Origin of the sequence: Pseudomonas citrullilanati, assembly GCF_030580855.1 — a bacterium.
GTDB lineage: Bacteria > Pseudomonadota > Gammaproteobacteria > Pseudomonadales > Pseudomonadaceae > Aquipseudomonas > Aquipseudomonas citrulli.
Map to the genome: position 1 here is coordinate 33,921 of NZ_JAUQOP010000015.1, position 16,048 is coordinate 49,968.

Consider the following 16,048-nt stretch of genomic DNA (forward strand, 5'->3'; position numbering starts at 1 on the left):
TAGGATTTTTGCGCACGTGCCGCGTTGCATCAGCAGAGAGCTGAAGACTCTCAGTGTTTGGGTTCTGACATTAACCATCAGCGGTTGCATCGGCACGGGAGGGATTGCGCCGCAGGGCGAGGTCGTGCCGGCCGAGCGACTGGCCACCGATGCCGCGATCCGCGAAGCCGCCCGCGATGCCCATTGGCCGACGCGCCAGTGGTGGCAGGCCTATGGCGACCGGCAACTGGATCGCTGGATCGATCTCGCCCTGCGGGACAGCCCCAGCCTGGCGATGGCCGCGGCCCGGGTACGCCAGGCCAGGGCCATGGCCGGTGTGGCCGAGGCCGCCGAGTCCTTGCAGATCAACGGCGAGTCGACTCTCAAGCGCCACAACTGGCCCACCGATCAGTTCTACGGCCCTGGCGAATTGGCCAATACCACCACCTGGGACAACAATGCCGTCCTCGGCCTGAGCTATGCCCTGGACCTGTGGGGCCGCGAGCGCAACGCCAGCGAGCGGGCGGTGGACCTGGCCCACGCCAGCGTGGCCGAGGCGCGACAGGCGCAGCTGGAATTGCAGAACAACATCGTGCGCGCCTACATCCAGTTGTCCCTGCACTATGCCCAGCGGGATATCGTCGTCGCGACCCTGCACCAGCAAGAGCAGATTCTCGACCTGGCGCAAAAACGCCTGGAGGGCGGCATCGGCACTCACTTCGAGGTCAGCCAGGCCCAGGCCCCGTTGCCCGAGACCCATCGTCAACTCGATGCCCTCGATGAAGCCATTGCCTTGAGTCGCAATCAACTGGCCGCACTGGCGGGCCAGGGCCCGGGGGCGGGCGCGCAGTTGCAGCGGCCGGCCCTGGCCCTTGGCGCGCCGCTGAAGTTGCCGTCGGCACTGCCAGCCGAACTGCTCGGCCAGCGTCCGGACGTGGTGGCGGGGCGTTGGCAAGTGGCGGCCCAGGCCCGGGGGATCGACGTGGCCCGCGCGGGGTTCTACCCCAATGTCGACCTGGTGGGCAGCCTGGGCTACATGGCTACCGGTGGCGGCATGCTGGAGTTCCTCACCGGCAAGAAGCTCACCTATAACGTCGGGCCGGCGATCTCGCTGCCGATTTTCGATGGCGGGCGCCTGCGCGCGCAACTGGGCGAGGCGGCCGCCGGCTATGACCTGGCCGTGGCGCACTACAACCAGACCCTGGTCAATGCGCTCAAGGGCATCTCCGACCAATTGATCCGACGCCAGTCCATGGACAAGCAACACGCCCTCGCCGCCGAGTCCGTGGCGGCTGCGCAGCGCACCTACGACATCGCGTTGGTGGCGTTCCAGCGCGGGCTGACCGACTACCTCAACGTGCTCAATGCCCAGAGCCTGTTGTTCAAGCAGCAACAGGTGCAGCAGCAGGTGGAGGCCGCGCGCCTGAGTGCCCATGCCGACCTGGTGACGGCGCTGGGCGGCGGGTTGGAGTCTGGTCGAGATGTGCCTGTTGCGAGCGATGCTCCGTGGCGAGGGACCTCGTTGTGGGAGCAAAGCTTGCTCGCGACCCAGGCGACTCGATTCATGGAAGACCATATTGCCTTCGTCGCGAGCAAGCCTGGCTCCAACAAGGTCCCTCGCCACGATGCTGAGTAGGCCTTCCGTGACGTCTTTACTTTGGCTGCACCGCCTCCAGTGGCGCCGTGGCTTCTACGACTGGGCCCGCAGCGACGGGGTGACCTGGGTCTACATGTTCAAGGTGCTGTTGGCCGCGTTCCTGACGTTGTGGCTGGCGATGCGCCTGGAATTGCCGCAGCCGCGCACGGCCATGATCACCGTGTTCATCGTCATGCAGCCGCAGAGCGGCCAGGTGTTCGCCAAGAGTTTCTACCGTTTTCTCGGCACCTTGGCCGGCTCGGCGGTGATGGTCGCGTTGATCGCGTTGTTCGCCCAGAACACCGAACTGTTTCTCGGCAGCCTGACGCTCTGGGTCGGCCTCTGCACGGCCGGTGCGGCGCGCTACCGCAACTTCCGTGCGTACGGTTTCGTGCTGGCCGGCTACACCGCCGCGATGATCGGCCTGCCCGCCCTGGCACACCCGGAAGGGGCGTTCATGGCGGCGGTGTGGCGGGTGCTGGAGATTTCCCTGGGGATTCTCTGCGCCACCCTGGTCAGCGCCGCGATCCTGCCCCAGACCGCCAGCGCCGCCATGCGCAACGCCTTGTACCAGCGCTTTGGCGTGTTCGCCCTGTTCGTCACCGATGGCTTGCGCGGGCGCAGCCGGCGCGACGCGTTCGAAGCCGGCAACGTGCGTTTCATCGCCGAAGCCGTCGGCCTGGAAAGCCTGCGCAGCGTGACCGTGTTCGAAGACCCGCACATGCGCCGACGCAATGGCCGGCTCAGTCGCTTGAACAGCGAATTCATGGGCATCACCACCCGCTTCAACGCCCTGCACCAGTTGCTCGAACGCCTGCGCGCCAGTGCGGCGGACCACGTGGTGAACGCCATCAAGCCCGGCCTGCAGACGTTGGCCGAACGGTTGGACGGCTTCAGTGGCCGGCCGCTGACCGACACCGATGCAGGGCGGCTGGCGGTGGTACTGGCCGAGTACAAGGCCGACCTGCCGGCCCAGGTGCGACGGCTGCGCGGGCTGTTCCAGGAAACGGCGCCGAGCGAGGCCCAGCAGTTGGATTTCCATACGGCCTATGAGCTGCTCTATCGCTTCGTCGACGACCTGCACGGCTACGCCCTGACCCACGCCTCGCTGGCCGATCATCGTCACGAACGCGAGCGCTGGGACGAGCCGTTCGTGTCCCGGACCAATGGCCTGGCGGCCGCCGCCTCGGGGTTTCGCGCCGCCTTCATCCTGCTGGTGCTGGGCAGCTATTGGGTCGCCACGGCCTGGCCGAGCGGCGCGACGATGACGATGATCGCCGCGGCCACCGTGGGCTTGTCGGCGGCGACGCCGAACCCCAAGCGCATGGCTTTCCAGATGGCTTGCGGCACGTTGTTCGGCGCCTTGATCGGCTTCGTCGAGATGTTCTTCGTGTTCCCGCTGATCGACGGGTTCGCGCTGCTCTGCGTGATGCTCGCCCCGGTCATCATGTTCGGCTCGTTCCTCAGTTCACGGCCGCAATACGCTGGCGTCGGGCTGGGGTTGCTGATCTTCTTCAGCACCGGCTCGGTGCCGGACAACCTGACGGTCTACAACCCTTACGCGTTCATCAACGATTACCTGGCGATGATCCTCGGCATGCTGGTATGTGCCGCCGCCGGCGCGATCATCCTGCCGCCCAACAGCCGCTGGATGTGGCGCCGGCTCGAACAGGACCTGCGCGAGCAAGTGGTGTTCGCCATCAGTGGCAAGCTCAAGGGCCTGGCCTCGGGTTTCGAAAGCCGCAGCCGGGACTTGCTGCACCAGGCCTATGGCCTGGCGGCCGGCCAGCCGCAGGTGCAGCGCGACCTGCTGCGCTGGATGTTCGTGGTGCTGGAAGTCGGCCACGCGATCATCGAGTTGCGCAAGGAGCAGGCGATCTTGCCGGTGCATCCGGCGTATGCCGAAAGCCAGCCGTGGCGCCAGGCGATTCGCGTGATGGGACGGGCGCTGGTGCGGCTGTTCCGCCAGCCGGGCAAGAGCAACCTGGAACGGGCCCTGGTGGCGGTCGATCACGCCATCGGGCGCGTGCAGGCCACCGACGAACCCTTCGCCCCGCACTTCGACACGTCCGCCCTGCGCCGGGTGAAAAGCTACCTGCATTTCATCCGCACCTCGTTGCTCGACCCGCAATCACCGTTGGCGGCCTACGCCCCGCCGCTGCGCCAGGAACCTGAACATGCTCCGTGAGATCGCCTTCCATGGCGTGTACATGCCCACCATGACCCTGATGTTCTTCGTCGCCGCCGCCTTGGCCTGGGCCCTGGACCGTTTCCTGTCGGGGTTGGATTTGTACCGCTTCTTCTGGCACCCGGCGCTGCTGCGCCTGAGTCTGTTTACCTGTCTGTTCGGCGCGTTGGCGCTGACGGTCTACCGTTGAGATCGATGCGATGAAAAAGTTTTTCAGCCTGCTTGCGACGCTGCTGGTGCTGGCCCTGGCGCTGTGGATCGGCCGCACGCTGTGGGAGCACTACATGAACACGCCCTGGACCCGCGACGGCCGGGTGCGGGCCGACATCATCAACGTCGCCGCCGATGTCAGCGGCGAAGTGGTCGAGGTGGCGGTGCGCGATAACCAGCGGGTGGGCAAGGGCGACCTGCTGATGCGCATCGACCCCGAGCATTATCGCATCGCGGTCAAGCAGGCCCGCTCCCTTGTGGCGTCGCGCAAGGCCACCTGGGAGATGCGCAAGGTCAACGCCCATCGCCGTGCCGACCTCGACAGCCTGGTGATCTCCCGGGAAAACCGCGACGACGCCAGTAACATCGCCGACTCGGCCCTGGCCGATTACCAACAGGCACAGGCCCAACTGGAGGCCGCCGAGTTGAACCTGGCGCGCACCGAAGTCCGCTCGGCGGTGGACGGCTACGTCACCAACCTCAACGTCCACCGGGGCGACTATGCCCGCATCGGCGAGGCGAAGATGGCCGTGGTGGACATGAACTCGTTCTGGGTCTACGGCTTCTTCGAGGAGACCAAGTTGCCCAAGGTGCGGATCGGCGATCCGGCGCAACTGCAACTGATGAGCGGGGAACTGCTCAAGGGGCACGTGGAAAGCATCTCCCGCGGCATCTACGATCGCGACAACCCGGAAAGTCGCGAGCTGATCGCCGACGTCAACCCGACCTTCAACTGGGTGCGCCTGGCCCAACGGGTGCCGGTGCGCATCCATCTCGACGAAGTCCCCGACGGCGTGCTGCTGGCGGCGGGAATGACCTGCACCGTGGTGGTCGAGCCCCAAGGCGAGCGCTGAGACCATCGGTTATTTGTGGGAGCGGGCTTGCTCGCGAAAGCCGTGGTTCAGCTTGCGGTGATGTTGGCTGTGCCGACGCCTTCGCGGGCAAGCCCGCTCCCACATAGGATCTTCGGTGGCCATGAGTGGTGCGTTCGTCACACAAAACCTCCCGCTTTTTCCAGCCGCTACAGCGAGCGGCCTAGCCCGAATCGCTTCATCAAGCCCTGCTCCAGCAGCCCCTTGGGCAATAACCCGGCCATCAAGGGCAATGCCCGGCTGCCATTGCCCAGGCGCAGCAGGCGCGGGGGCCTGGGTTTCAGGGCGGCTTTGAGCAGATCGGCGGCGAATTCGCTGGCGGGGGTCGGATTGTCCTGGGAGGCTCGCGCCCGGGCGCGTATGCCTTCGCGCAGGGGCCACCAGGGCGACTGCTCGGTGAGCAGTTGCTCGGCTTCATGGCCGGCGTTCCTGGCGAAGCTGGAAGCGATGGCGCCGGGCTGGACTTCCATGACGCGGATGCCGAAAGGCGCCAGCTCCATGCGCAAGGCATCGCTCAACGCATGCACGGCGGCCTTGGAGGCGCAATAGGCGCCGGCGAACGGCGTGACCAGTACCCCGGACACGCTGCCGATGTTCACCACCAGGCCCCTGGCCCGGCGCAGTACTGGAAACAGTGCGCGCGTCACGCCGACGATGGCGAACACATTGGTTTCGAACTGGCGCTGCATGGCCGGCACGCCGCCGTCGAGCAACGGGCCCATGGCACCATAGCCGGCGTTGTTCACCAGCACATCGAGGCCACCGTGCTGTTGGTTGATCCGCTCGCTCAATTGCTCCAGCGCCGGGCCGTCGTTCACGTCCAGTTGCACGGCGGTGAAGCCGGCGGCGCCCAGCAGCGCCACGTCCTCGGCCTTGCGCGCACTGGCCCAGACCTGGTAGCCGGCGGCCTTGAAGGCATCGGCCAGGGCGCGGCCAATGCCGCTGGAACATCCGGTGATCAAGGCGACGGGCATGGCGCATTCCTTATGCAAGAAGTGAGAGATGGGACGGTTCAGTTGGAGAAGCTACCGTGCAATCGCTCGGCGCGAAACTCCAGGGTCTGCGGGCGATAGCCGGGACGCAGGGGCGGCAGGGGCAGGCAGTCCTGCCAACTGGCGCCTGCCTGCAGTTCGCCGGGGCCACGGTAGCGCGGGGCACTGTAGGGGTTGTCGGCGAGGTTGAGGGTGTCGCCCGGGGCATAGGCCGCGACGCGCCAGTACAGCTCGGTCAGCGGCACGTCGTTGCCGTTGTTCAGGTTCAGTAGCAGCGGACGGTCGGCGGGGCAGTGCTCGGGCGCGTAGGTGATGCGCAATTCCAGGCGATCCAGTTGGCGGTTCTCACGGTTTTCCTGCCAGAGCACCCACGCCGCCACCAGCCCCAGGCCGACAAACGCGGCCAGGGACACCGGCAACGCCTTGGCCGGGTAGCGCAGCAACAGGATGAGCCAGGTAATGACCAGCAAGACGCCGATAAGCATGATTGAAGCCTCCGATACCGTCGTCACATCCTACCGAACGGAGCGGGCCGTGGCGAAGCGCTGATGCGTGGGCACCGGCGTGCTCCCAAAAAAAAGCCCCCACCCAGGCCACTGCGGATAGGGGACGCAATGGCCTGGATGGGGACTTCTTGTCTTGCTCGGGTGTTATTGCGCGATGGTTTTCACCGACACGCCGCGTTCCACCGGAGTGGAGCGACCGTAGATGTCTTCGAAGCGCTCGATGTCGTCTTCGCCCAGGTAGCTGCCCGACTGCACTTCGATGATTTCCAGCGGGATCTTGCCCGGGTTGCGCAAGCGGTGAACCGACGCGATCGGGATGTAGGTCGACTGGTTCTCGCAGAGCAGGAACACGTTCTCGTCGCAGGTCACTTCGGCCGTGCCGCTGACCACGATCCAGTGTTCGGCGCGGTGGTGGTGCATCTGCAGCGACAGGCACGCGCCCGGCTTGACCGAGATGTGCTTGACCTGGAAGCGGCCACCCATGTCCACCGAGTCATACGAACCCCACGGACGATAGACTTCGCAATGGTTCTGGGTTTCGGTGCGACCCTGGGCATTGAGGGTGTTGACCATCTTCTTGACGTCTTGGACCTTGTCCTTGTGGGCAATCATCATGGCGTCCTTGGTCTCGACCACCACGATGTTCTCCAGGCCGATCACCGACACCAGCTTGCCGTTGCCATGGATCATGCAGTTGCGGCTGTCCTGGACCACCACGTCGCCCTTGGTGACGTTGCCATTGGCATCCTTGGGATTGACTTCCCACAGCGATGCCCAGCAGCCCACGTCGCTCCAGCCCGCCGACAGCGGCACCACGCAGGCGCGCTGGGTTTTTTCCATCACCGCGTAGTCGATGGAGTTGTCCGGGCAGCAGGCGAAGGTGGCTTCGTCGAACGTGATGGTGTCCGGGGTCTGCTCGCTGCGTTCCAGGGTCAGCAGGCAGGTGTCGTAGATGTCCGGGTCGTGCTTTTTCAGCTCTTCGAGGAAACGGCTGGCGCGGAACAGGAACATGCCGCTGTTCCAGAAGTAGCCGCCGGCCTCGACGAACTCGATGGCGCGCTTGACGTCGGGTTTCTCGACGAAGTGCGACACACGGCTCACGCCTTCGGGCAGCAGCGCGTCGTTGGTCGACTTGATGTAGCCGTAGCCGGTTTCCGGTTTGGTGGGCGGTACGCCGAACAGCACCATCTCGCCTCGCTCGGCGGCCACGGTGGCCAGGGCCAGGGCGCGTTGCAGGGCTTTCTGGTCTTCGATCACGTGGTCGGCCGGCAGCACCAGCATCAGCTCGTCGCGGCCTTCGTTGACCAGCATCATCGCGGTCAGCGCCACGGCCGGGGCGGTGTTGCGCCCGAAGGGCTCCATCAGGATGCGCTGGGCTTCCAGGTTGCGGCCGGCCAGCTGCTCGTTGACGATGAAACGGTGGTCTTTGTTGCAGACCACGATCGGCGTGTCCATCCCTTCGAACACCAGGCGCTCGAGGGTTTGCTGGAACAGGGTGTGTTCGCCGGTCAGGGCCAGGAACTGTTTAGGGAATTGCTTGCGCGAAAGCGGCCAAAGACGTGAGCCGCTACCACCTGACAAGATCACCGGAATCATGTGTGTTACTCCTTTGAAGCGTAATGGTTATAGAGCTACTGCGTTCTGTCGTTTCACTCTTGTTTTTGTTCCGTGCCCGAATGACGCCAGTGTCCAGTGTGGGAGCGAGCTTGCTCGCGATGACTGAGTGTCAGTCGACATCCATACTGGATGTCGTACCGCAATCGCGAGCAAGCTCGCTCCCACAGGGGTATAGCGTCAATCAGGCGAATCCATCAGCGTGTTGACACCGGACGCTTGACCCAGACCGGCGACAGGCTGCTGCCGGAGCCGGTGACGTACAGCACGGCGGCTTCGCCGCGCTCCAGGGCCACGGGCTTGAGGTCGCCGACTTTCTTGTCGCCCTCGAACAGCGCCAGGCTGACTTTCACCGGGTTGATCTCACGCTCGCCACGGCCCTTGGCCGCTACGTTCGGCACCACTTCGGTCTTGCCGTCGGCGGTCTTGAGGGTCAGCGCCTTGTCGGTGAGGTTCTGCACGCGCACCAGGGACTTCTGCTTGTTCTTGAACGGTGGTTCTTCGATCAGCTGGGGCTGGCCGCTGGCGTTGTTGACCAGGGTGTAATAGTGATCGGGGGCCAGCTTGACCGGCACGGTCTGGCTGCCGACCTTGGCGCTGTAGTCACCGCCAGGCATGAAGCTGAAGTCGCTGCTGGCCAGTGGGGCCACGTCGTTGAGGTTGGTGCTGCCGACGGTGGCGCTGACTTCGGTGTTGCTGGCGTTGTAGATGCGCACGAAGCTCGAGCCTTTTGGCGCGACCGGGCCGTACAGGGCCGAGTCGCCGGCGAAGGCGGACAGCGAAAGGGCGCTCATGCTGGCGACGAGGGCGACAGCCTTGAAGGAACGAGCGGCGAGACGGCGAGGAGTAGTGTTGAAAGTCATGGTGGACCTCTCTTTCAGTTTTGCGCCCGGTCGGGCGTCTCGGATGGGGTGTTGGCGGCGACGTTCTGTTGGCGCGCGCCGGCTTGCTTGAGCTCTGCGACCCACTGCGGGTCGGCGTCGCCGATTTCGTTGTTCACAGGCAGGTAACGTTCAGGGAACTCCCAGATCAGCACTTGTGGCGGGCTGTTCTTGAAGGCGTCGCTCTTGAGGTAGCTGAGCATCGGCAGAATCGGGCCGTGGCCGTCTTCGGCGTAGTTGACGACGTCGCTGTGCAGGGCTTGCTTGAGTGCACCGACGAAGTTCCAGTTGGGGTTGGCGCTGTAGCTGGTGCCGATCAGGGCCACGGGCACCTGGGCGTCGGCGAACAGCGCGTCGCCTTCGGCCGGCTGGTCGTCGGCTTCGCGGGTGTTGCGTTTGACCAGCGGCTCCTGGGCTGGCATCAGGTTCTCGAACAGCGGATCGAGTGGCAGGAACTGGCGCAGGTCGCCCTTGTGGGTGATTTTCTCCGCCGGCTCAGTGATGAAACGCTGTGGCTGGCCTTCCAGCGGCGTGCGTTCGGCAATCGCCTTGGCGATGTTCTCGGCCGCGACCTGGGCACCTTCCGGGGTCCAGTGGGTGTCGGTGCGCAGGAACACTTGCTGGCCGCTTTGCTTGGCCTGTTGCAGGGGGCCGAGCAGGTCGGGGGCGATGATCTTGTCTGCCGCCACGCGGGCATGGAAGTCCTGGTAGAGGTTCTCGTGAATGCTCGACGGCTTCACTTCGCCCAGGTGCTCAGGGTACAGCCGCGCCTTGGCCGGCACGATCGCCATGACCAGGGTCACGCCTTGTTCCTTGAGCTTCTGGCGCACGCCTTCGACCAGCGCGTAGTTGCCTTGCAGGTTCAGCTCTTCATTGACGATCGGGTTGAACTCTTCGTCGCTGTACAGCCATTGGTCGCGGCCCAGGACCACGCCTTTGCGGCCTTCGTTGAACAGCTTGTAGTCCAGCGCGGCCCAGATGTTGGTGCCCAGGCGCTTGATCGGGAACTGATCGTCGTAGTGCGTTTCCACGGCCTTGGCCCAGCGGCCGTTGAGCACGGTCGCGTCCGGGTTGGTGTTGAAGCCGAAGAAGCTGCGCATCGACCAGAGACCCAGGGCCGTCAGGATCACCATGAACAGCGTGACGTAGAAGATGCGTAATGAGCGGGTCATGTTCAGATCCCTCAGAACTGGAAGTAAAGGAACGGCGAGAAGCTTTGCGCCGAGAGTTTGAGAATCGAGGCGATGAACAGCAGCAGTACCAGGGCGCGCATCACGTAGCGCGACCAGTCCACGGTCCAGTAGGCCGGTTGCACCTGGGCTTCGACGCCAACGGTGTAGCCGGGTTCATGGATATTCGTCGGATTTTCCCCTGGCACGGCTTTGATCAGGCCCGGTTGCGCAGTGGCCGGGCCATCGGCCTCGGTGTTCACTTCAGGCTTGGTCTTGACCGGCGGACGGTTGGTGTAGAAGTCCCGCAGGCCGAAGAAGGCGAGGGTGACGTAGGCCACCACCAGGGTGGCGATCTGCAGGCCGGTTAGGTTTGCGCGGGTCAGTTCCGACAGCGACCAGTCGCCGAAGCTGAACATGGCACCGTACATGCGACCGGCCACGTGCAGGTTCTCGGCACGGAAGATCACCCAGCCCATGACCACCAGCAGGAAGGTCAAGGCCCAGCGGATCGGGTTGATGGTGCGTGGGGTGGTGTTGATGCCCACGGCCTTCTCGATGGCCAGCCAGATGCCGTGCCAGGCGCCCCAGATCACGTAGGTGATGTTCGCACCGTGCCACAGGCCACCGAGCAGCATGGTCAGGAACAGGTTGCGATAGGTCATCAACGTGCCTTTGCGGTTACCGCCCAGGGTGATGTACAGGTAGTCGCGCAGCCAGGTGGACAGGCTGATGTGCCAGCGGCGCCAGAACTCGGTGATCGACTGGCTGATGTAGGGCTGCTTGAAGTTTTCCATGAAGCGGAAACCCATCATCAGGCCCAGGCCGATGGCCATGTCGCTGTAGCCGGAGAAGTCGAAGTACAGCTGGGCGGTGTAGGCCAGCGCACCGAGCCAGGCATCGCCGGTGGTCGGGTTCTGCAGGGCGAAGCAATGGTCGGCCACCACCGCCAGGGTGTCGGCGATGAACACTTTCTTGATGAAGCCCTGCATGAAGCGCGTGCAGCCTTCGGAGAACTTGTCCAGGGTGTGGGTGCGGTTGTTGAACTGGTCGGCCAGGTCGCGGAAACGCAGCACGGGGCCGGCGATCAGGTGCGGGAAGATCGCCACGAACGCCGCGAAGTCGATCAGGTTGCGGGTCGCCGGGGTGTCGCCGCGATAGACGTCGATGATGTAGCTGATGGACTCGAAGATGTAGAAGGAGATCCCGATCGGCAACAGCACATGGGTCAGGATGAACGGCTCCAGACCGAAGCTGGTCATGATCGCGTTGAGGCTGTCCACGCCGAAGTTGGCGTACTTGAAGTAGCCCAGGATGCACAAGTCCACTGCCACGCCGAGCAACAGCCAGCGCTGGGCTGGTTTGGTCCGCACGCCGGCGGCGCCGACCCTCAGGCCGATCCAGTAGTTCCACAACGTGACGGCGGCGAACAAGGCCAGGAAGTCCACCCGCCACCAGGCATAGAACACATAGCTGGCGATCAGCAGCAGCAGGTTGCGATAGCGTTGCCCGCTCAGGTAGTACAAGCCGAGAAAGATCGGCAAGAACAGGAACAGGAACACATTGGATGAAAATACCATCCCGATCTCTCCATGTTGAAATCAACAGTCAAGGGCCAGAGCCCCCCCAAACCCCCCCATGAAAACCGGGGAGTCTTATTGCATTTCAGTCGCCGTGTTTACTGTGGGAGCAAGGCTTGCCCGCGATGAACGATGACGCGGTTCATTCAGTGGCCCCGCGTCATGGCTATCGCGGGCAAGCCTTGCTCCCACAGGTTCCCTGCCAGGCAGGGAGAACGGTGTCAGCTTCCTTTGTCACCTTTGTCCCGCGAAGGGTCATACACCTTGGTCAGGTCCCCGCCGAGGCGGAAGGTCTTGAACGGTTGCATCTCATGCTTGCGTTCCAGCACATCCTCGGGGCAGCTGTAGAGGCTGCAGAAGGGTTCGAGCCAGGCGAATTTCGAATCGACCTTCAAATCCTTCATGTCCTGTTCTTCGCCATTCTTCTCTTCGAAGATCTCCGGGTCCTTCACCCCGGCCAGCACGCGGTCGCCCAGTCGCTTGAGGGCGCCGTTGTTTTCCTGGCGCAGGTCGACGCCATTGACCTGGGCGAAGCTGGCGATCATCGCCAGCGGTGGCAGGGCATAGTTGTGGTAGGACAGGGCCCGTTGCTTGCGCTTGAGTTCGTTGGGCAGGAAACCGTCGGCGTCGATCTGGTTGACCCCGACCTTGTATTCCTTGACGGCCCAGTCGAACAGGTCGCGGCGGTTGGTTGCCACGGCGGTGGCCATCACCGACCAGGCGGCCCAGTAGGAATGGTTGTTGGTTTTTTCCAGCGGCAGGTTGTCCCAATCGCTGACCACTTGGTCGGCCATCTTGCTGAACCAGCTTTCAATCAGCTGCGCCTGTTCCTGGTGGTTCGCCAGCGGCCGCGATTCGGAAAACTTCAAGCGCACATAGGCCGAGGCCATGCTGCCCAGGGCCCATTTGCGCATGGACTTGCCGGTGTGGTTGAAATCCTTGGACATCAACGCGTCGGCCTTGGCCCAGGTGGTCAGCCAGTTCAGGGTGCATTCCAATTGGTCCGGGCGACCGTCACGCATGAATTGCATCACCTGCTTGCTGACGCCACGCTCGATCTTGGTGATGTCGGCGGTGCTGTCGCGGAAGGCTTTTTCCGATTGCACGTTCAGGGTCGCGCGGGCCTTGTCGGAGCCCTCGTATTTGCTGCGAAATTGCAGGGAGCCGGTGTAGGGCGTCGGCGTGGCGTCGCAGCCCTGGCCGGCTTCGCCGACCTTGACCTTCTCGATCGGGGCGAAGTAGCCCTGCGGCGGGCGCAGCGGGGCCGCCGCCTGCGTGGCCCCGGCGAACATCGCCAGGGTCAGCAGGGACGGGGCCAACAGTGTTTTCAACGTTCGGGTACGCGTGGTGCTGGTCATGAGACGAGACCTCATTGTCCGATCTGGGCCGTTTGTTCGGCCGGCGCAGATGCGTTGCGTTTGCAGACTTTCGCTTCCACTTGCAGCGGTGCCGCACCGGCTTCGGGTCCCTGGACTTCCAGGGCCAGCAGGTTCTGGTTGGCCCAGTCCTCGTCGGTGCGCAGTTGGAAGGCGAAACGCCCGTCGGTTTCGGAGGTATCCGGTTTTTCGATCTTGATATCCTCGTGGCGCCCATTCATGTACCAGAGGGTGGCTTGCAAGGTTTTCACCGAGGTATCGGCGAAGCGGATGTCGATCTGGTGACTGCTGTTACGCAGGTCCATATTCTTGCTATTGACCATCAATTCGTTCTTGCCCGGCTTGAGGGCGGTCTTGCTGCTCATCAGCGCCGGCTTGCCTTCACAACCGTTGTTGTCCAGCAGCGCCATCATCTGGCGGTAGATGGTTTCCTGGTCCAGGCGGTACAGCGGCGAGAATTCCCAGATGAGGATCTTCGGCGGGTTCTTCTGGAACTCTTCGCTGCCCAGGTACTGGATCATGGCGCCCTCGAAGCCGCCGCCGGGGAAGGCCACGTTGAGGATGTCGGCGCCGATGGCTTCTTCCAGGAAGCCGGCGAAGTTGTAGTTCTTGCCGCTGTGGCTGGTGCCCACGAGGGTGATCTGCGGGTTGCCGGAATCGCCGAACAGGTCGCCGTCACCGGCCTCGCCCTTGGGCTCGGTGGTGAACTGGTCCATGTACTGGATGGCGTAGCTGGTGCCGCACAGTTGCCCGGCCATGTTATGCAGGGTGCCGGTCTTGCCCATGCGGCCGGACTTCTTGGTCTCGAACTCACGCTTGGGGATGTCGGCGAAGGCCGGGAGCTGCTTGACCTTCTCGGCGACGATCTTGGCCGTGCGCTGGGCGCCGTAAGGTGTCCAGTGTTGGTCGCCACGGAAGTAGAAATCGTGGGCCGGCAGGGTTTCGGGCAGGTTTTCGTTGGTCAGCGGCGACAGGTCCGGCACCACGTAGCCCATCTTGGCGAAGCGACCGAGCATGGTCTTGTAGTTGCCCAGGGCCTTGTCGAAATCGAAGCTGGCCTTCTCCTGCGGGTTGAGCTTGTTGCGGTTCACCAGGCCCCGGGTCGGCTGGTAGACCAGCACCAGTTCGACGCCCTTGGCCTTGAACGCATCATGCAGTTGTTGCAAGCGCTTGTAGCCGGCCGGGGTGGTGTCGAATTCGGTACGCAGGTCTTCCTGGGTACGGAACAGCCAGTCACCCTGGGCCTGGACCAGCGTGGTGAAGTTCTGCTGGTAGCGCGTGGTGTAGTTCTTCGCATCGTGGGCCGCAGGGCACAGGTTGCAGCAAGGCTCGGCCGTGTAGGTCGGCGCCTGGATGTCATCGGCGCGCGCGCCGCTGGTCGCAGCGAGAATCCCGGCAGTCAGGGCGGACAGGCCCAGAAGCTTGATCATCTGTGGGTTCATAAAGGTCATCCTCAGTCCCGCAATTCGGTCTGGCGTTCGACAGGGTCGATCAGCACGGCTTTCTGCTGGCGCACCAGCAGGTCGAGAATTTCATCCTGGCGTTCGCCCAGGACTCCCGTGAAGCTGATGCCGCTGGATTTGGTCGGCGCGAGCATGGACACGCGGTACAGCTCGACGCTCAACGGCGAGTCGATGGACAAGGGGCCGCTGCCGTTGGCAGCCAGTTCACCGCCCACCACGATCAGCGAGACCTCGGCGTCGAACGGGTCGAGCTTGATGTCGCGGTCGGTGTTGGACAGGTCCTTGATGTGACCGTAGATGCCGGTCAGGCCGTTGGCCATGGACACGTTTTCGTAGAGGCGGATGTTCACGCTGTTACGAATCCGGATGCCGTGACGCCGGTTGCTGATCACCTTGTTGTCCCACAACAGGTTGTCGGCACTCTCGTAGAGGGTGATGCCGTCGGTGTGGTTCTTGTAGATCTCGTTGTAGGCAATGATGTTGTTGACGCTGTTACGGTCGATCACCAGGCCCGAGAGCTTGTTGTCGTAGCTGCGGTTGTTGAAGATGAAGCTGTCGTTGACCTCGCGGGAAATGATGATCCCGTGCTTCTTCTTCGTCCCGTAGACCGTGTTGTCGGCGATGATCAGCCGATGGGAACGGTCGTGGGGGTCGATGCCGTAGACGATGTTGTCCTTGTAGGTGTTGCCTTTGACAACGAAGTCGCGGGTCTCGTAGCAGTAGAAGCCGTACCACATGTCCGTGAATTCGGAACCGATGATCCAGCCGGTTGGTTCCGGGCGCTTGAGGACCTTGGCCATGTTCGGCGTGTACTGGGAAATACTCACCCCGTACGACTTACTGTTGGAGTAGCCGAAGCTGGCCATCTTGGTATTGACGATGTAGGTCTCGGTACCGCCCCAGGACAGCAGGAACGGACGGAATTCCTTGGGCGAGCGGAACGTGGCGGGGCCGTTGTCCTTTTCACGCCAGCCGGTGACCTTGGTGTCGCGGATGAACATCTGGCCATCGTTGACCAGGAACGAGCCGCCCTCCTGGGACAGGCGCAGTTCCTGGGTCTGCTTGTCGATTTCCAGGATGCCTTTCTGGCCGACCACGATCGGGATCTTCGACAGGTAGACACCGGGCGAAGTCTCGATGATGTACTTGGGCACCTTCTTGGCCAGGTCCTTGAAGTTCATGTAGCCATCGTCGAGGAAGATGGCCTGGGGGATGCCGTGCTGGCGCACCACCCACTCGGCCATCTTGTTGTCGCCGCCGATGAAGTCCTTCAGGGCGTTTTCCTGCATCATCCGGCGCACGCTGATCTTGCCGACCTTGGTCCGCACGATCTTGGCCGCGGCCGCTTCGGCGGTGAAGCCCTTGAGGTCGGGCAAGGTCGGCTTGGGCAGTTCCAGCGGCGCGGTCGGCGCGCTGTTGACGGTGTAGGTCTTGGCGCGCTGCAGTTCCTTGACCACGTTGCCCGGCTTGACCACCGGTTCAACGTTGGCGAACGCCGGCGAGCCGGCCAGCAGCATTGCTGCGACCAACAGGCTGATCGAACCTTTCATCGCCTGGCTGTTCCTGAGGTAGCGGTTCATTT

General features: G+C 63.5%; 12 protein-coding genes and 1 pseudogene. 4 read left to right on the top strand and 9 right to left on the bottom strand.

From position 1 onward, the window contains the following. Nucleotides 1-16: 16 nt before the first annotated feature. The 4 genes and pseudogenes from Q6A48_RS12425 to Q6A48_RS12440 all read left to right on the top strand — a co-directional run. Nucleotides 17-1,468 (top strand): annotated as a pseudogene (locus Q6A48_RS12425) (efflux transporter outer membrane subunit); the annotation flags it as partial. Between the two features lie 136 nt (nucleotides 1,469-1,604). After that, a complete protein-coding gene (locus Q6A48_RS12430; RefSeq protein WP_304554395.1) occupies nucleotides 1,605-3,803 on the top strand; it encodes an FUSC family protein in 2,199 nt (732 codons plus the stop codon). Then, nucleotides 3,793-3,993 (top strand): DUF1656 domain-containing protein, encoded by a 201-nt coding sequence (locus Q6A48_RS12435; protein WP_304554396.1) that lies wholly within the window; start codon nucleotides 3,793-3,795, stop codon nucleotides 3,991-3,993. Before Q6A48_RS12430 ends, Q6A48_RS12435 begins: the two co-directional genes overlap by 11 nt. A 10-nt stretch (nucleotides 3,994-4,003) precedes the next feature. Further along, entirely contained in the window at nucleotides 4,004-4,867 is an 864-nt protein-coding gene (locus Q6A48_RS12440; RefSeq protein WP_304554398.1) for an efflux RND transporter periplasmic adaptor subunit, read from the top strand. Nucleotides 4,868-5,034: 167 nt separating this feature from the next. Here Q6A48_RS12440 and Q6A48_RS12445 read toward each other — a convergent pair whose 3' ends face one another. From Q6A48_RS12445 to algG, 9 genes are all read right to left on the bottom strand, one after another. Continuing rightward, nucleotides 5,035-5,859 carry an SDR family oxidoreductase gene (locus tag Q6A48_RS12445; protein ID WP_304554399.1) on the bottom strand — a complete coding sequence of 275 codons (825 nt, stop codon included), beginning with the start codon at nucleotides 5,857-5,859 and terminating at the stop codon, nucleotides 5,035-5,037. Nucleotides 5,860-5,897: 38 nt separating this feature from the next. Beyond that, nucleotides 5,898-6,362, bottom strand: a complete 465-nt coding sequence (locus Q6A48_RS12450) for a multidrug transporter (RefSeq protein ID WP_304554400.1) — start codon at nucleotides 6,360-6,362, stop codon at nucleotides 5,898-5,900. 165 nt (nucleotides 6,363-6,527) lie between these two features. Beyond that, complete coding sequence (locus Q6A48_RS12455) at nucleotides 6,528-7,979, bottom strand: mannose-1-phosphate guanylyltransferase/mannose-6-phosphate isomerase (protein WP_304554402.1); 1,452 nt, start codon at nucleotides 7,977-7,979, stop codon at nucleotides 6,528-6,530. Nucleotides 7,980-8,194: 215 nt separating this feature from the next. Then, a complete protein-coding gene (locus Q6A48_RS12460) occupies nucleotides 8,195-8,860 on the bottom strand; it encodes an alginate O-acetyltransferase AlgF (protein ID WP_304554403.1) in 666 nt (221 codons plus the stop codon). A gap of 14 nt (nucleotides 8,861-8,874) precedes the next feature. Next, nucleotides 8,875-10,050: an alginate O-acetyltransferase gene (locus Q6A48_RS12465; protein ID WP_304554404.1), complete on the bottom strand. Its 1,176-nt coding sequence runs from the start codon at nucleotides 10,048-10,050 to the stop codon at nucleotides 8,875-8,877. Nucleotides 10,051-10,061: 11 nt separating this feature from the next. Then, nucleotides 10,062-11,627: an MBOAT family O-acyltransferase gene (locus Q6A48_RS12470; RefSeq protein WP_304554405.1), complete on the bottom strand. Its 1,566-nt coding sequence runs from the start codon at nucleotides 11,625-11,627 to the stop codon at nucleotides 10,062-10,064. Between the two features lie 221 nt (nucleotides 11,628-11,848). Then, nucleotides 11,849-12,985: a mannuronate-specific alginate lyase gene (locus tag Q6A48_RS12475; RefSeq protein WP_304554406.1), complete on the bottom strand. Its 1,137-nt coding sequence runs from the start codon at nucleotides 12,983-12,985 to the stop codon at nucleotides 11,849-11,851. Nucleotides 12,986-12,996: 11 nt separating this feature from the next. After that, the gene (locus tag Q6A48_RS12480; RefSeq protein ID WP_304554407.1) at nucleotides 12,997-14,445 is read right to left on the bottom strand and encodes an alginate O-acetyltransferase; all 1,449 of its coding nucleotides are present in this window, start codon (nucleotides 14,443-14,445) and stop codon (nucleotides 12,997-12,999) included. A gap of 11 nt (nucleotides 14,446-14,456) precedes the next feature. Then, on the bottom strand, nucleotides 14,457-16,046 hold the full coding sequence (gene algG / locus Q6A48_RS12485) for a mannuronan 5-epimerase AlgG (RefSeq protein WP_304554408.1): 1,590 nt from the start codon (nucleotides 16,044-16,046) through the stop codon (nucleotides 14,457-14,459). Nucleotides 16,047-16,048 lie beyond the last annotated feature (2 nt).